General features: G+C 67.3%; 14 protein-coding genes. 5 read left to right on the top strand and 9 right to left on the bottom strand.

Translation table 11 applies throughout. From position 1 onward, the window contains the following. Positions 1 to 358 precede the first annotated feature (358 nt). The 3 genes from ABD866_RS01700 to ABD866_RS01710 all read left to right on the top strand — a co-directional run bounded on the left by ABD866_RS01700 (position 359) and on the right by ABD866_RS01710 (position 5,212). On the top strand, positions 359 to 3,286 hold the full coding sequence (locus tag ABD866_RS01700) for a ribonucleoside-diphosphate reductase subunit alpha (protein ID WP_345060601.1): 2,928 nt from the start codon (positions 359 to 361) through the stop codon (positions 3,284 to 3,286). Positions 3,287 to 3,433: 147 nt separating this feature from the next. Next, positions 3,434 to 4,609 carry a ribonucleotide-diphosphate reductase subunit beta gene (locus tag ABD866_RS01705; protein ID WP_345060603.1) on the top strand — a complete coding sequence of 392 codons (1,176 nt, stop codon included), beginning with the start codon at positions 3,434 to 3,436 and terminating at the stop codon, positions 4,607 to 4,609. Positions 4,610 to 4,789: 180 nt separating this feature from the next. Continuing rightward, positions 4,790 to 5,212, top strand: a complete 423-nt coding sequence (locus tag ABD866_RS01710; protein WP_345060605.1) for a histone — start codon at positions 4,790 to 4,792, stop codon at positions 5,210 to 5,212. Between the two features lie 415 nt (positions 5,213 to 5,627). On the opposite strand, the gene ABD866_RS01715 is transcribed toward ABD866_RS01710, so the two are convergent. The 7 genes from ABD866_RS01715 to ABD866_RS01745 all read right to left on the bottom strand — a co-directional run bounded on the left by ABD866_RS01715 (position 5,628) and on the right by ABD866_RS01745 (position 12,935). Next, on the bottom strand, positions 5,628 to 6,533 hold the full coding sequence (locus ABD866_RS01715; RefSeq protein ID WP_345060607.1) for a carbohydrate kinase family protein: 906 nt from the start codon (positions 6,531 to 6,533) through the stop codon (positions 5,628 to 5,630). Between the two features lie 32 nt (positions 6,534 to 6,565). Next, on the bottom strand, positions 6,566 to 8,347 hold the full coding sequence (locus tag ABD866_RS01720) for a DUF3426 domain-containing protein (protein WP_345060608.1): 1,782 nt from the start codon (positions 8,345 to 8,347) through the stop codon (positions 6,566 to 6,568). Between the two features lie 54 nt (positions 8,348 to 8,401). After that, positions 8,402 to 9,295 carry a 50S ribosomal protein L11 methyltransferase gene (gene prmA / locus ABD866_RS01725; RefSeq protein ID WP_345060610.1) on the bottom strand — a complete coding sequence of 298 codons (894 nt, stop codon included), beginning with the start codon at positions 9,293 to 9,295 and terminating at the stop codon, positions 8,402 to 8,404. A 76-nt stretch (positions 9,296 to 9,371) separates the two neighbouring features. Then, the gene (gene accC / locus ABD866_RS01730) at positions 9,372 to 10,721 is read right to left on the bottom strand and encodes an acetyl-CoA carboxylase biotin carboxylase subunit (protein WP_345060612.1); all 1,350 of its coding nucleotides are present in this window, start codon (positions 10,719 to 10,721) and stop codon (positions 9,372 to 9,374) included. Between the two features lie 390 nt (positions 10,722 to 11,111). Then, complete coding sequence (accB, locus tag ABD866_RS01735) at positions 11,112 to 11,573, bottom strand: acetyl-CoA carboxylase biotin carboxyl carrier protein (RefSeq protein WP_345060614.1); 462 nt, start codon at positions 11,571 to 11,573, stop codon at positions 11,112 to 11,114. Between the two features lie 160 nt (positions 11,574 to 11,733). Further along, positions 11,734 to 12,342, bottom strand: coding sequence for a TlpA family protein disulfide reductase (locus tag ABD866_RS01740; RefSeq protein WP_345060615.1), 609 nt, complete (start codon positions 12,340 to 12,342; stop codon positions 11,734 to 11,736). Continuing rightward, entirely contained in the window at positions 12,339 to 12,935 is a 597-nt protein-coding gene (locus tag ABD866_RS01745; RefSeq protein ID WP_345060616.1) for a hypothetical protein, read from the bottom strand. Before ABD866_RS01745 ends, ABD866_RS01740 begins: the two co-directional genes overlap by 4 nt. 143 nt (positions 12,936 to 13,078) lie before the next feature. Here ABD866_RS01745 and mpl point away from each other — a divergent pair, with 143 nt between their 5' ends. Further along, positions 13,079 to 14,581 (top strand): UDP-N-acetylmuramate:L-alanyl-gamma-D-glutamyl-meso-diaminopimelate ligase, encoded by a 1,503-nt coding sequence (mpl, locus tag ABD866_RS01750; protein WP_345060618.1) that lies wholly within the window; start codon positions 13,079 to 13,081, stop codon positions 14,579 to 14,581. Positions 14,582 to 14,635: 54 nt separating this feature from the next. Here mpl and ABD866_RS01755 read toward each other — a convergent pair whose 3' ends face one another. Both ABD866_RS01755 and ABD866_RS01760 read right to left on the bottom strand, forming a co-directional pair. Beyond that, positions 14,636 to 14,947, bottom strand: a complete 312-nt coding sequence (locus tag ABD866_RS01755) for a hypothetical protein (protein WP_345060619.1) — start codon at positions 14,945 to 14,947, stop codon at positions 14,636 to 14,638. 166 nt (positions 14,948 to 15,113) lie between these two features. Further along, positions 15,114 to 16,235, bottom strand: a complete 1,122-nt coding sequence (locus tag ABD866_RS01760; protein ID WP_345060621.1) for a 3-deoxy-7-phosphoheptulonate synthase — start codon at positions 16,233 to 16,235, stop codon at positions 15,114 to 15,116. Between ABD866_RS01760 and ABD866_RS01765 the strand changes: the two genes are divergently transcribed. After that, positions 16,234 to 16,413 (top strand): hypothetical protein, encoded by a 180-nt coding sequence (locus ABD866_RS01765; protein WP_345060623.1) that lies wholly within the window; start codon positions 16,234 to 16,236, stop codon positions 16,411 to 16,413. The genes ABD866_RS01760 and ABD866_RS01765 overlap by 2 nt on opposite strands. Positions 16,414 to 16,491 lie beyond the last annotated feature (78 nt).

Genomic DNA, 16,491 nt, shown 5'->3' on the forward strand with positions numbered 1-16,491 from the left:
CGCGGGTTTGCATCAAATCGCAACCGCGGGAAATTCCTGAGTACAACCCGTACCCGCGAAGCCGTGCGGCCTGCCGCTGCACAACCGCTCGCCAGGCCGCATGCAGCCTACGCCGCACAGCACAAAGTCTTGCCCGGTATCGCTCAACAGCCACTCCAACGCGGGGGATCCGCCTGCCGACCGAGCCCGGGGGCCGCAAGTCGCATCCATTCCGGCGTACACTACCCCTAGTGTGTTGAACGCATCCGAAACACTATAGGTAGCGTCTTGATCGCCAGCCCACCCGACCGGGGTGCCCTCTTGCTGGCCTTGCGCACCGCCCTCCCCCCATACCCGACAGCCGACCCGAGAGGACTCCATGCACGCTGCACAGACCACCACCTCCCACGCCCCCAGCACGCCTCACGACACCCTTGCCGCGACCAGCAGCCCGAGCGCTGCTGTCGGCACGATGGGCCACTACCAGATCATCCGCCGCAACGGCGCCGTGGTGCCTTTCGAGCCGCAAAAGATCGCTGTGGCCATGATGAAGGCGTTCCTGGCGGTGCACGGGACGCAGGGCGCGGCATCGGCCAGCGTGCGCGAAGTGGTGGACACACTCACGCAGAACGTAGTGCGCGCGCTCATGCGCTCGCGTCCTGGCGGCGGCACGTTTCCGATTGAGGACGTGCAGGACCAGGTCGAGCTCGGCCTGATGCGCGGTGGCCACCACGAAGTGGCCCGTGCCTATGTGTTGTACCGCGAGCGCCGCGCCCAGGAGCGCGCGCGCCAGGCTGAGCAGCAAGCGCCCGTGGCGCCGCAGTTCCATGTGCTGGACAACGGCGAACGGGTGGTGCTCGACCTGCAGCGCCTGCAACGCCTGATCGAAGAAGCCTGCGACGGCCTGGGCGCCGATGTGAAGGCCGACCCCATCGTGGCCGAGACCATGCGCAACCTGTACGACGGCGTGCCCGTGGACGAGGTGTACAAGGCCTCGATCCTGGCTGCACGCACGCTGATCGAGAAGGACCCCGACTACACCTACGCCACCGCCCGCCTGCTGCTGCATACCATCCTCAAAGAGGTGCTGGGCCGCGAAGTGCCGCGCGATGCGATTGGCGCCGCGTACACCGAATACTTCCCGCAGTTCATCCAGAAGGGCGTGGACAACGAACTGCTGGACGAGCGCCTGCTGCAGTTCGATCTGCCGCGCCTGGCGGCCGCCCTCAAGCCTGAGCGCGACCTGCGCTTTGACTACCTGGGCCTGCAGACCCTGTACGACCGCTACTTCCTGCATGTGCGCAAGACGCGCATCGAGCTGCCGCAGGCTTTCTTCATGCGCGTGGCCATGGGCCTGTCGCTGGGTGAGATCGACCGCGAAACCCGTGCCATCGAGTTCTACGAGGTGCTGTCGAGCTTCGACTTCATGAGCAGCACGCCCACCCTGTTCAACAGCGGCACGCTGCGCAGCCAGTTGTCGTCGTGCTACCTCACCACGGTGCCCGACGACCTGGACGGCATCTACGAATCGATCAAGGAAAACGCGCTGCTGTCCAAGTTTGCAGGCGGTCTGGGCAACGACTGGACGCGCGTGCGCGCACTGGGCAGCCACATCAAGGGTACCAACGGCGAATCGCAGGGCGTCGTGCCGTTCCTGAAGGTGGTCAACGACACGGCCGTGGCCGTGAACCAGGGCGGCAAGCGCAAGGGTGCGGTGTGCACGTATCTGGAAAGCTGGCACCTGGACATTGAAGAGTTCCTGGAACTGCGCAAGAACACCGGCGACGACCGCCGCCGCACGCACGACATGAACACGGCCAACTGGATTCCCGATCTGTTCATGCGCCGCGTGATGGAAAAGGGCACCTGGACCCTGTTCTCGCCCTCCTCGGTGCCCGACCTGCACGACCTGTTCGGTGCCGATTTCGAAAAGGCCTATGTGGCCTACGAAGAAAAGGCCGCGCGCGGTGAGATCAAGCCCAGCAAGGTGGTGCAGGCCACCGACCTGTGGCGCAAGATGCTGACCATGCTGTTCGAGACGGGGCATCCCTGGATCACGTTCAAGGATGCGTGCAACGTGCGCTCGCCGCAGCAGCATGCCGGTGTGGTGCACTCCTCCAACCTGTGCACCGAGATCACGCTGAACACCAGCGACACCGAAACGGCTGTGTGCAATCTGGGTTCGATCAACCTGCTGCAGCACCTCAAGGACGGCCAGATCGACCACGAGAAGCTCAAGCGCACCGTGTCGGTGGCCATGCGCATGCTCGACAACGTGATCGACATCAACTACTACGCGGTGAAGAAGGCCCGCGACTCGAACCTGCGCCACCGCCCCGTGGGCCTGGGCCTGATGGCCTTCCAGGACGCGCTGTACGAGTTGCGCATTCCCTATGCATCGGAGCAGGCAGTGGAGTTCGCCGACCGCTCGATGGAAGCGATCTGCTACTACGCCTACTGGGCCTCGACCGAACTGGCACGTGAGCGTGGCAAGTACTCGAGCTACAAGGGCTCGCTGTGGGACCGCGGCATCCTGCCCTTCGACACGCTGGACCTGCTGTCGCAGGCGCGTGGCGGCTATGTGGAAGTCGATCGCTCCGCGAGCCTCGACTGGGATGCGCTGCGCAAGAAGATCGCGCAGGACGGCATGCGCAACTCCAACTGCGTGGCGATTGCGCCCACGGCCACCATCTCCAACATCGTGGGTGTGGACGCGTCGATCGAGCCGTCCTTCGGCAACCTGTCGGTCAAGTCCAACCTGTCGGGTGAGTTCACGGTGATCAACGGCTATCTGGTGCGCGACCTCAAGCGCCTGGGGCTGTGGGACGACGTGATGATCATGGACCTCAAGCACTTCAAGGGCTCGCTGCATCCGATCGACCGTGTGCCGCAAGACATCAAGGCGCTGTATTCGACGGCCTTTGAGGTCGAGCCGCGCTGGCTGGTGGAAGCCGCATCGCGCCGCCAGAAGTGGATCGACCAGGCGCAGAGCCTGAACATCTACATGGCCGGCGCCTCGGGCAAGAAGCTCGACGAGACCTACAAGCTCGCCTGGATTCGCGGTCTCAAGACCACCTACTACCTGCGCACGCAGAGCGCCACACACGTGGAGATGAGCACGGTGAACACCCGCCAGCTCAATGCGGTGTCCACATCGCCCGAAGGCGGTATGCAGGCGGCTGCAGCAGCACGTCCGAGCGCGCTCGAAGCCGCTGCGGCACAGGCCGCTGCGCAGGCCGCCGCACTGCCCGCCACCGATGTGAAGTTCTGCGCGATCGACGATCCAACCTGTGAGGCCTGCCAGTAAGCAGGTCCCCGTATCCGCGATGGCGCATCCAGGGCCTTCCCAGGGTGCGCTATTCGTGTGCCATGTGGCAACAAAACAAGGCCGCAAGCCGCTCCAGTGCTTTGCTTTTTGCAGCACTGCTTTCATAATCCGCTCACTGGAAAACCTATGCTGACCTGGGACGAAGAAGTCAAGCCCGTACCGACCACCTCGATGGACGGCCTCGCACCGCGGGGCCTTCCGGCCGGACAGCCGGCCCCTGCTTTGCAGACGGTGGCTTCCAGCACTGCGCACGCATCGACAGACACCACCGCAGCCACCGCACACCGCCGTGTGAACGTGGCCGACAAGCGCATCATCAACGGCCAGACCGATGTGAATCAGCTGGTGCCGTTCAAGTACAAGTGGGCCTGGGAAAAGTACCTTGCCACCTGCGCCAACCACTGGATGCCGCAAGAGGTCAACATGACCCGCGACATCGCGCTGTGGAAAGACCCGAACGGCCTGACCGAAGACGAGCGTCGCATCGTCAAGCGCAACCTGGGCTTCTTCGTGACGGCCGACTCGCTGGCCGCCAACAACATCACGCTGGGCACGTACCGCCACATCACGGCACCCGAGTGCCGCCAGTTCCTGCTGCGCCAGGCGTTCGAGGAAGCAATCCACACGCACGCCTACCAGTACATCGTGGAATCGCTGGGTCTCGATGAAGGCGAGATCTTCAACGCCTACAACGAAGTCGCCTCAATCCGCGACAAGGACGAGTTCCTGATTCCGTTCATCGACGCGATCATGGACCCGAACTTCAAGACTGGTACGCCCGAAAACGACCAGACGTTGCTGAAGTCGCTGATCGTGTTCGCCTGCCTGATGGAAGGGCTGTTCTTCTACGTGGGCTTCACGCAGATTCTGGCCCTGGGCCGCCAGAACAAGATGACCGGCGCTGCCGAGCAGTACCAGTACATCCTGCGCGACGAGTCGATGCACTGCAACTTCGGCATCGACCTGATCAACCAGCTCAAGCTGGAGAACCCGCACCTGTGGACGCCCGAGTTCAAGGCCGAGATCAAGGAGCTGTTCCTCAAGGCCGTCGAACTCGAATACCGCTACGCCGAAGACACCATGCCGCGTGGCGTGCTCGGCATGAATGCGTCGATGTTCAAGGGCTACCTGCGCTACATCGCCAACCGCCGCGCCACCCAGATCGGCCTGGAAGCGCTCTTCCCGAACGAGGAAAACCCGTTCCCCTGGATGAGCGAAATGATCGACCTGAAGAAAGAACGCAACTTCTTCGAAACCCGGGTCATCGAGTACCAGTCTGGCGGCGCCCTGTCCTGGGACTGACCCCCCGCGCCCTCGACGCCATGGCAACCTTCCTCGCGCACCGACCCCACACCGCCCGCACCGGGCACGTGGGTCGCGCTCCTGTATTCATGGCGACGGGTTCGTACCCGGTGCCATGGGTCGCTTCGTGCCCGCAGAAGGCACGGGGTGTTGTTTGACCACTGACCCAAGGAGAACATGATGGCAACTGCGAAGAAACCCGCCGCCAAGAAGGCTGCCCCGGCGAAGAAGGCCGCCCCCGCGAAGAAGGCTGCTGCACCCAAGGCCGCCGCACCTGCGAAGAAGGCCGCCCCGGCCAAGAAGGCTGCTGCGCCTGCGAAGAAGGCCGCCGCTCCTGCCAAGAAGGCTGCTGCGCCCGCGAAGAAGGCCGCCGCTCCTGCCAAGAAGGCTGCTGCGCCCGCGAAGAAGGCCGCCGCCCCTGCCAAGAAGGCTGCTGCGCCCGCGAAGAAGGCCGCCGCTCCTGCCAAGAAGGCTGCTGCACCTGCGAAGAAGGCTGCGCCCGCAAAGAAAGCAGCTGCACCCGCTGCAGCCCCTGCGCCTGCTGCGCAGACGACGCTGAACCCCCAAGCCGCCTGGCCTTTTCCGACCGGCTCCAAGCCCTGAGATCGGCCCCTCGGCCCATCCCAACCCGGCGTGACCCGCCGGGTTTTTTTATGGGTCCGGCAGGCTGGCGAACACGCGCAGACACCCCCCGGCGCAGTGAAGCAGCACGCGCGCCGGGCCGCACCCCGGGTTCGCCCACACCCTGCGGCGCGTCCCATGTCACACATGGTCGCCTGCGTCGGCGGCACAGCGGCATCACGGGCTGTGGCACAACAAACGGCTGCACAGCCCTTCGGGGCGTCTCCTGGGGCGCCACATCAGGAATTGCATCAAAACAGCCCGAAAACCAGCAAATTCGAGCACGACAAGATATCATTTTGATAGCAATATCATCGCACGAGAAGCACTGTGCCGATCACCGCGCAAGACCCGGGACCGCCGCCGCTGCGGGCCAGTCGCCCCGGTTCGAGAGGGCTCAGGCCTGCTGGGCCAGCGCAGCGGGCACGGTGTAGTTCTGCGGCCCGCGCTCGGCGATCTTGAGGGCCCCCAGGGCATTGCCCAGCCGCGCGCAGCGGGCCAGGTCCCAGCCCTGCTCCAGGCCCCAGAGCAGGCCGCCGCGCCAGGCGTCGCCGCAGCCCGTCGGGTCGACCACGGCCGCGGGCTGTGCGGGCGGCACCAGCGTGCGCTGGCCATCGGTCCAGACCTCGCAGCCCTGTCCGCCCAGCGTGACCACCAGGCCGCGCACCTTGCGCGACAGCGCCTCCAGCGACCAGCCGGTGCGGTCGCAGAGCATCTTGCCCTCGTAGTCGTTGACGGTGACCCAGCTGGCCTGTTCGACAAACCGTGCGAGCTCTTCGCCGTTGAACATGGGCAGGCCCTGCCCCGGGTCGAACACGAACGGAATGCCCAGCGCGGCCATCTGCTCGGCGTGCTGCAGCATGGCGTCGCGCCCGTCGGGGGCGATGATGCCCAGGCGGATGCTGCCGTCCTGCACCACCTGCAGCGTGTGCGCGTGCATCATCGCACCGGGGTGGAAGGCCGTGATCTGGTTGTTGTCGCGATCGGTCATGATCATGGCCTGCGCGGTGTAAGTGGCGTCGGTGCGGCCCACGTGCTGGGTGCGGATGCCCAGCGCCTGCAGACGCTGCACGTAGGCGTCGCCATCGGTGCCGAGCATGGCCATGGGCACGGGGTCACCGCCCAGTTGCTTGAGGCTGTAGGCGATGTTGCCCGCGCAGCCGCCGAAGTCGCGGCGCAGCGAGGGCACGAGAAAGGACACGTTGAGGATGTGCAGCTGGTCGGGCAGGATCTGCTCGGCAAAGCGGCCCTCGAAAGTCATGATGGTGTCGAACGCAAGCGATCCGCAGATGAGGGCAGCCATGTGGGGGCAATCGGTTGGAAGGTTGAAAAAGCTCAGGGATAGAACACGAGCATGCGGTAGCCAGCCACGCGCGCACCGCCCGTGGTGACCACCACGCCGACGGACGCATTCCACTCGCCGCGCGCAGGCAGTTCGGGCGGGGCAAGCATGTCCTGCGGCGTCAGCACCTTGCGCAGCACGGGCTGGTCTTGCGCATCGGTGAGCGTGAGCTCGATGGCGGGCGTGGCCACCGGATGGGTGGCACGGTTCTTCACGGCCATCGCAAGCTGGTAGCTGTCGCCCCGGCCCTTGGTGAACGAGGAACTGTCGATGACCACGGCGTTGATGTCGCGCAGCGGCTCGATCTGGCAGCCCAGCGGCTCGCACAAGGCCTGCAACCAAGGGCGCGTGCGCGGGTCGAGCGCTGCGATGCGGTCCCGCTCCTGCACGGCGATCTGACCCGCCAGCAGGGTGGCCAGCGACAGGCCGACCAGGCCCAGCACCAGCCGCACCAACGGCCGCCGCCAGAAGGCCTGGCGGCGGGCTGCGCGGACAAAACCCACGTCTACGGCCTCATCCGGGCTCTCGGCGGGCTCGGCGTCCTCGGTGGCCGCATCGGCCTCGCGGCGGCGTTTGCGCCGTGAAGCGCCGGCGCTCTGGGCGCTGGCTTCGGGCGGTGGGTCGTCGGGCACCAAACCCTCTGCCGCGGTCACGCTGTCGCTGTGCAACGCAGGGGCGGCGGCGGCCAGCAGGTCTGCCGATGCGCTCTCGTCCTGCGCGCGCCCCAACGACTCGGCCGGGCCGGGTGCTTTCGGCTGCGGCTGCGGCTGCGGCTGCGGCTGCGCATCATGCACCGGGGCAGCCGGGCGCGACGGCTCGGGCGGCGGTGGCGTCACCAGAGGCGCTGCTGCCATCTGTCGGCGGGCGGCAGCGGACTCCGGTGTGGGCGCCAGTTCGGGCATTTCAATCGGCGGCAGCGGCTCCAGATCGGCCGGTGGCTGCCAGCGGCTTGCAGGGGCCTGCGCCACAGGGGACGTATCGACGGGCGGGGCCACCGTGGGCAGTGCGGGAACTTCGGGGACGACCGGCAGCGCCACCGACACTGGTGCCGGGCCTGGGGTTGGGGCCGGAGCGGGTTCGGGCACCCTGCTCCTGGCGGATGGCGTTGCGACCGCCGGTGAACGCGCGGGCGTCGAGTCGGCAGATGGCACCGCAGGCGGCAACGATGCCGGAGCTGGAACCGGTGCCAGGGGGCCGGGCGGCAGGGCCGAACTCGGCAGGCTGCGGGGCAGGCCCTGGTCGCGCCACGGGTCGCGCGACGCTGGGGCGAGGGTCCACGCAGGCTCACTGGCCAGCGGGGGGGCCCCCTTGGCCAGATAGGCCGGAATCTCGGCCGGCGCGGGCGCAGCAGTGGGGCGGGGCGCAGCCGCTGCATCGGTCACCGCACGCGCCGATACGGTGGGTGCTGTGGGTGCCGATGCAGCAGAAGCAGCCGGGGCGACAGGCGCCACCGGGGCCTGCCGAGGCACCGTGTCGCTGGCGGCCGGGGCAGCCAACGGCTGTGACAAGGTGACCCCTGGCGCGCGTGGCACGGCACTGCGCGCAGCAGGCGTAGCTGTCGGGGTGGCAGCTGGGGTGGCGGTGGCTCTACCGTCGGTGCGGCCCAAGGGCATCGATGGCAGCAGATCGGGCTGCGCGGGCACCATGAGATGGGCCACGGCATCGAACACCTGCTTGCATTGGCCGCAGCGCACCCAGCCTTCGGAAATGCGCAGCTGGTCGGGGACGACCTTGAATTGCGTGGCGCACGCCGGGCAGCGGGTGATCTGGCTCATCGGCTCGGATTGTAGGAGCGCGCGAGCGCCAGCACGCCCCCGCGCACGCAGCGCTCAGCGCTGAGCGGTCATGAGGATCCAGCCGTCCTCGGAGTCGTGGACTTGCAGCGACACCCAGGGCGCGTAAGCCTGCTGCAGCTCCTCGGCCTGGCGCTCCAGGATGCCCGCGAGCACCAGGTGGCCGCCAGCATGCACATGGGCGCACAACAGCGGCGCCAGCACCTTGAGCGGCGTGGCCAGGATGTTGGCCAGCACCACGGCGTATTCGCCCTGGGCCAGATCGGGCAGGCCGGTGCGCATCTGCACCCCGTTGGCATCGGCATTGCGCGCGGCCGATTCGACCGCCGCCGGGTCGATGTCCACCGCATCGATCTGCGTGGCACCGTGCTTGGCCGCCCCGATGGCGAGGATGCCCGAGCCGCAGCCGTAGTCGAGCACACGGCCCCAGGTGCCATCGGCCACGGGCGTGTGCCGGGCAATCCAGCGCAGGCACATGCGTGTGGTTGGGTGCGTGCCGGTGCCGAAGGCCAAGCCCGGGTCGAGCCGGATGCTGCGTGTGGCCCCGGCGGGCAGTTCGTGCCAGGTGGGCACGATCCAGAAGCTGGGCGTGATCTCCACCGGCGCAAACTGCGACTGCGTGAGCCGCACCCAGTCCTCATCGGGCACGCGTGTGAGTGCCACCACCGCGCAGTCGGCAAAGAAATCCTGCAGCACCAGCAAGTTGCGCGCCTCGGTGGCGGCCTCTTCGGTGGGGAACAGCGCCACCACGCGGCTGCGCTGCCAGCCCTCTTTGGGCGGGGGCATGCCGGGCTCGCCGAACAGGGCCTGCTCGGCCTCGGTCTGGGCGTCGGCGTCTTCCACCGAGACGCTCAGGGCGTCGAGCGCGTCGAGCGCGTCGCTTACGTCCTCGATGCGGGGCTCGGGGCACAGCAGGGTCAGTTCAAACACGGGCAGGTCCTTGGAGGGGCAAAAAACAAAAGGCGGGCACCCCGGGTGCAGGGGCCCGCCAGCGCCAGTCAGAACTTTAGCGCTTGTGCTGCGACAGCCACTCTTCCAGGTAGTGGATGTTGGTGCCGCCCGCGATGAACTTGGCGTCCACCATCAGCTCGCGGTGCAGCGGCACATTGGTGTTGATGCCTTCGATCACCGTTTCGGACAACGCCGTGCGCATGCGGGCCAGCGCCTGCTCGCGCGTGTCGCCGTGCACGATGAGCTTGCCGATCATCGAGTCGTAGTTGGGCGGCACAAAGTAGTTGGTGTAGGCGTGCGAATCGACGCGCACCCCGGGGCCGCCCGGCGCGTGCCACATGGTGATGCGGCCCGGCGAGGGAATGAACTTGTACGGGTCTTCGGCGTTGATGCGGCACTCGATCGCATGGCCGCGGATTTCGATCTGGCGCTGGGTGAAGGGCAGCTTCTCGCCCGCAGCCACCATGATCTGCGTCTTCACGATGTCGACGCCGGTGATCCATTCCGTCACCGGATGCTCCACCTGCACGCGGGTGTTCATCTCGATGAAGTAGAACTCGCCGTTCTCGTACAGAAACTCGAACGTGCCCGCGCCGCGGTAGCCGATCTTCTTGCAGGCCGCCACGCAGCGCTCGCCGATCTTCTCGATCAGCTTGCGCGGAATGCCCGGGGCCGGAGCCTCTTCGATCACCTTCTGGTGGCGGCGCTGCATGGAGCAGTCGCGCTCGCCCAGGTACACGGCGTTGCGGTGCTTGTCGGCCAGCACCTGGATCTCGATGTGGCGCGGGTTCTGGAGAAACTTCTCCATGTACACCGCCGGATTGCCGAACGCCGCCCCGGCCTCGGCCTTGGTCATCTGCACGGCATTGACCAGCGCGGCCTCGGTGTGCACCACACGCATGCCGCGGCCACCGCCGCCGCCGGCGGCCTTGATGATCACCGGGTAGCCCACGGCCTTGGCAATGCGGCGGATCTGCACCGGATCGTCGGGCAGTTCACCATCCGAACCCGGCACGCAGGGCACGCCCGCACGGATCATGGCCTGCTTGGCCGAGACTTTGTCGCCCATGATGCGAATCGACTCGGGCGTGGGGCCAATGAACTGGAAGCCGCTCTTTTCCACGCGCTCGGCAAAGTCGGCGTTCTCCGAGAGGAAGCCGTAACCGGGGTGGATGGCTTCGGCATCGGTCACCTCGGCCGCCGAGATGATGGCGGGCATGTTGAGGTAGGACAGCGGGGAAGGCGCAGGGCCGATGCACACCGCCTCTTCGGCGAGCTTGACGTATTTGGCGTCGCGATCGGCCTCGGAATACACCATCACGGCCTTGATGCCGAGTTCTCGGCAGGCGCGCTGGATGCGGAGGGCGATTTCGCCGCGGTTGGCGACCAGGATCTTCTTAAACATAGGCTACCTCGCGGCTCATCGCCCGCACGCTGGCGCGTGCCAGTGCGATGTGCTTCGCCTTGCCCGGGGCAAGAACGCCGCGGTTGGCGACCAGGATCTTCTTAAACATAGGCTACCTCGCGGCTCATCGCCCGCACGCTGGCGCGTGCCAGTGCGATGTGCTGTGCCTTGCCTGGGGCAAAAACACCAAGGACGACGAGATTCTTTTTAAACATCGTGTATTTCACGGTTCGCCGCACAGTACGCGGCGCTTGAAAGCGGCACGACACCCTCCAGGGCCGCCGCGCAAGGGTCGCCCCGCCGCGCCGGCGGCGTCCCCCTTCCAGCAGGGCGCAGCCCTGCGGGAGAAGGGGGAAGCGCCGCAGGCGCTCAGGGGGTAGCCTCCCTCAATCACTCGATGATGAACAGCGGCTGACCGTATTCGACGGCTTGGCCGTTTTCACCCAGGATGCGCGTCACCGTGCCCGACTTGTCGGCTTCGATCTCGTTGAGGATCTTCATCGCTTCGATGATGCACAGGGTCTCGCCCTCTTTGACTTGGCTGCCGATCTCCACAAACGGCTTGGCTCCGGGGCTGGACGAGCGGTAGAACGTGCCCACCATGGGCGACTTGACCACATGGCCGCTGGGTGCGGCCGGGGCGGCGGCGGCCGGCGCTGGCAGGCCGGCCACCGGGGCGGCGACCGGCGCGGCAGCCGCGGCGGGGGCTGCAGGGGCTGCGACCACCTGCTGGACCACGGTGCCCGCGCTCTTGACGATGCGGACCTTGCCCTCGGCCTCGGTGATTTCCAGTTCGGAGACGTTCGACTCCGACACGAGGTCAATGAGGGTCTTGAGTTTTCGCAGATCCATGGAAGCTCCAACGGCGTTCAAATTGAATAGGGCGCGAATTTACTCCAATTTCGCCCTTTCGCCGCTTTCATGGATCAATTTTCACGAACTCCATTATCCCCAACAGGGGCATGCAGAGCCGCTGGACCACCGCCCGGCAGGGCCAGAGGCCCGATGAAACTCAGCCTTTGGCCCAGACTTCGAGGTCTTTGGCAGTGACTTGGCCCATTTTACGGTCTTGGATCTGCCCAGCCGCGTTGACCACCACCGTAAACGGCAGCCCGCCCGTCAGATTGCCCAACGAACGGCCCAGGTCGGTGCCCGATAGGCCCGCGAGGCCCACCGGAAAATCGAGCGGTAGCTTGGTCAGGAACTGGCGCACCGAGGAAGGCTGGTCAATCGCCAGGCCCACCACCTGCCAGCCGTGCGCGCTGTGCGTGCGGTAAAACGTGTTGAGCAGCGGCAGCTCGTCCACACAGGGCGGGCACCAGGTGGCCCAGAAGTTGATGAGCAGGGGCTTGCCGGCAAAGCGGCGCATGTCCAGCGTGCCGCCCTCAGGCGTGTCGAACTGCAGGCCCCAGAGCGCCTGTTCGGCCCCGGGGGCTACATCGTGGGGGCGGAACTTCCACCACGCGAACGACGCTCCGGCCAGGCCTGCCGCACCGGCCACCCCGGCAAACAGCAGGCGGCGGCGGCCGGCCGCAGGCGGCGTGGTACTTGGGCTTGCGGCCGGATCGGCGGCGGTGGCGTCGGACGAGGGGGACGGCGTAGGGGGCTGGGATGGGGTCATGGGGCAGGTTCCTCCAACAGGCGGCGTACGGCCGCCAGGTCGCCCCGCGGCGTGCGGCCCTGGGTGTCGGGGCGCAGCGCACCGCGCAGGTCGTCCAGGTCGTACACCATCAGGTGCACGCCGATCATCTCCTGCAGGGGGCGCGACAGGCTCGACAAGCTCAGGGCCTCGACCGACTCGCCATGGAAGCCGGTCACGGTGCGGGGTTCATAGTCGACATGGTGGTCGATCAGCGCAATCTCTGCCGACTTGGGGTCATCGCAGAAGAGCTGGATGTGGATGTCCGAGCGCCGGGTGGCCGTGCCATGCCACACCGCGCCGGCCAGATGCGGGCGAAACGCCTGCATGCGCTCCATCCATACCAGCGCCAGCTCGCGCAGGGCGCGCAACTCGGCAGGCTGGGTGTCGGCGCAGAACAGCCCGATGTATTCGCGCACCGCGGCTTCCACGGTGTCGTTGTCGGGCAAGGCGGTGCGCGCAGGCAGGCCGAGGTCGCGCAGCGCGCGGCGCTTGGCAGGCCCCCACTCCAGCCCCTCCTCCACGATCAGACGGGCGGCGGCATGGGCGATTTCGTCGGCGGCAGAGGCAGGCATGGCGGGCACTCGGGCAAACCCGCATTGTGGCCGGGTGCGCCGGGGCACCGGCACCACCCGGCCGGTTACTATCAGTTTGATAGCTGCTCGTGCTTATAAAATAAGCACGAGCAGCCTGTTTGAGGCCCAACCGGACACCACCAATGCACATACATATCCTGGGGATTTGCGGCACCTTCATGGGCGGGTTGGCCGCGCTGGCGCGCGAGGCGGGCCACCGCGTGACCGGCTGCGATGCCGGGGTCTACCCGCCGATGAGCGACCAGCTGCGCGCGCTGGGCATCGACCTGATCGAAGGCTACGGGGCCGACCAGATGGCGCTGAACCCCGACGTGTTCGTGGTGGGCAACGTGGTCAGCCGTGCCCGCCTGGCCGACGGCTCGCCCAAGTTTCCGCTGATGGAAGCCATCCTGGACGCAGGCCGCCCCTACACCAGCGGACCGCAGTGGCTGGCCGACCACGTGCTGCAGGGCCGCCACGTGCTGGCCGTGGCCGGAACGCACGGCAAGACCACCACCACCTCGATGCTGGCCTGGATTCTGGAGTGCGCGGGGCGCCAGCCCGGCTTTCTGATCGGCGGGGTGCCACTGGATTTCGGCGTGTCGGCCCGCCTGGGAGGTAGCGCCCCCACGCTCCCTGCTGCGCATGGTTCGCTGCCCCCCGAGGGGGCCCTCACCGCCTTGGGGCGGCCCAGCGGCGGTTCGTCCGAGCCGGGGGCCGACGCAGCCCGGCCGCTGTTCGTGATCGAGGCCGACGAATACGACACGGCCTTTTTCGACAAGCGCAGCAAGTTTGTGCACTACCGGCCGCGCACGGCGGTGCTCAACAACCTGGAGTTCGACCACGCCGACATCTTCGACGATCTGGCGGCCATCGAGCGGCAGTTTCACCACCTGGTACGCACCGTACCGCCGTCGGGCCGCATCGTGGCCAATGGGCTCGAAGAAAGCCTGGCGCGGGTGCTGCACCGCGGCTGCTGGAGCGAGGTGCGCCACTTTGGCAGCACCGTGAGCGACTTTGCGGCCGATGGCCCACCCGAGGCGTTTGACGTGCTGCACGCCGGCCGCGTGGCCGGGCGGGTGGACTGGGCGCTGTCGGGCGTGCACAACCAGCTCAATGCGCTGGCCGCCATTGCCGCGGCCGAGCACGTGGGCGTGCCGGTGGCCGAGGCGGCGGCGGCCCTGGGCCGTTTTCGCAACGTACGCCGCCGCATGGAGCTGCGCGGTACCGTGCAGGGCGTGGCGGTGTACGACGACTTTGCGCACCACCCCACGGCCATCCGCACCACGCTCGACGGGCTGCGCCGCCGCGTGGGGCCAGGCACGCGCATCCTGGCGGTGTTCGAGCCGCGCAGCAACACCATGAAGCTGGGTGCGATGAAGAGCCAGCTGCCCTGGGCGCTGGAGACCGCCGACCGGGCGTTTTGCCACATCGCAGGCCTGGACTGGGACGCCGCAGAAGCACTGGCTCCGCTGGGCCTCGGGCCCGAGGGCCGTGCCCGCACGGCGGCCGACATCGACACCCTGGTGGCCCAGGTCGTGGCCGAGGCCCGGCCGGGCGATCAGGTGGTGTGCATGAGCAACGGGGGCTTTGGCGGCATCCACGGCCGCCTGCTGACGGCGCTGGAAGGTCTGGGCGCGCGCTGAGCGCAGGCGCGCCGCACACACCCGGGGGCGAACGCCCCGGGGCGCGGGCCGCGCTCAGTAGCTGACGGCCATCGAGGGCACGTCCACCCGCACCACGGGGCGGGCCAGGGCTGCCGTGGCGGCACGGCCAAAGTCGCGCAGCCAGGTGGCATCGCCCAGCAGCGCCGGGCCGGCGGCGCGGGCCACCACCAGCACCTTGTCGGCCAACAGCACCTTGCCGCTGGCGCGCAGGGGCTCGCAGTCGAGGCTGGTGAACTGCTCGTCCAGCCAGCGGCGGGCGGTTTCGTGGTCCAGCGCCTCGGCGCTGGAAAGGTCTACACGGTATTCCTGGTCGGCGCTCAAGCGCACGGTCACTTCGCTTTGCATGGCAGGTTCCTCGGGCAATGTCAGGAGCCGGCCCTGCGGCCTGCTGGCACCTGCGCTGCAGGCCAGGCCGGGGCCGGACGGTGGGTCAAGCTTACACCGCCCACCCAAGCCTGGCCTGTGCCACATCAAAGCCCAGGCCGCAGCAGGGCGGCCGGGCAACGGCGCCTCAGCGCGCGCGGCGGGCCTGCACGGCCGCCGACAGCTCGGCCAGCGACTGCAGCGAATCGTCCCAACCGAGGCAGGCGTCGGTGATGCTCTTGCCGTACTCAAGCTTGCAGGGGTCGTCCTTGCCGGGCGTGAACTTCTGCGCACCTGCGTGGAGGTGGCTTTCGATCATCACGCCGAACACGCGGCGCGAGCCGCTGGCGATCTGCGCGGCGATGTCGCGCGCCACCACGAGCTGGCGCTCGTGCTGCTTGCTGCTGTTGGCATGGCTGCAGTCCACCATCAGCGTGCCCGGCAGCTTGGCGGCTTCGAGTTCCTTGCAGGCAGACTCGACGCTGTCCGCGTCGTAGTTCGGGGCCTTGCCGCCGCGCAGGATCACGTGGCAGTCCTTGTTGCCCTTGGTGTTGACAATGGCGACCTGGCCGTTCTTGTGCACCGACAGGAAGTGGTGGCCGCGGCTGGCGGCCTGGATGGCGTCGGTGGCGATGCGGATGTTGCCGTCGGTACCGTTCTTGAAGCCGATGGGCGCCGACAGGCCCGAGGCGAGCTCGCGGTGCACCTGGCTTTCAGTGGTGCGCGCGCCAATCGCCCCCCAGGAAATCAGATCGCCGATGTACTGGGGCGAGATCACGTCCAGGAACTCGCTGCCCGCGGGCATGCCCAGGCGGTTGATGTCGATCAGCAACTGGCGTGCGATGCGCAGGCCTTCGTCGATGCGGTAGCTCTCGTCCAGGTAGGGGTCGTTGATCAGCCCCTTCCAGCCCACCGTGGTGCGGGGCTTTTCGAAGTACACGCGCATCACGATCTCCAGCGTGTCGGCGTACTGCTCGCGTACGGCCATCAGGCGACGGGCGTAGTCGAGCGCGGCCTGCGGGTCGTGGATGGAGCATGGCCCGATCACCACCAGCAGCCGGTCGTCGGTGCCGGACATGATGTTCTGGATGGACTTGCGGGTGCGGGTGATCAGGGTCTCCAGCGGCGTCCCGCTGATGGGGAAGAAGCGGATCAGATGCTCGGGCGGAGGCAACACGGTGATGTCCTGGATACGTTCGTCGTCGGTCTGGCTGGTTTTCTCGACGCTGCGGTACCAGGCATCGCTGGTGGGGTTGGCAAGAGCGGTCATGATCGTCCTCGTGGATGTTGAAGTGGAAAAACGGAAGGCCGGAAAAACAAAAACCGCCGGGCTTTTCAGCTTCGGCGGTTGTGTGGGGGAGGTGTCAGTGGGGGCTGCGCGTCGTCCTCTCATCCGCCGGGGACAGAGATCCAAAACCAAAAATAAAACGCGCTGCGGTGAGCCATAGCGTCGCAATGTAGCACAGCCGCGCAACCGGCATGCGGCGGGCCGTCGGCTGGCCGCAACACCACAACACCGCCACAGC

The sequence above is a fragment of the Acidovorax lacteus genome (assembly GCF_039540375.1).
Taxonomy (GTDB): Bacteria; Pseudomonadota; Gammaproteobacteria; order Burkholderiales; family Burkholderiaceae_C; genus Acidovorax_G; species Acidovorax_G lacteus.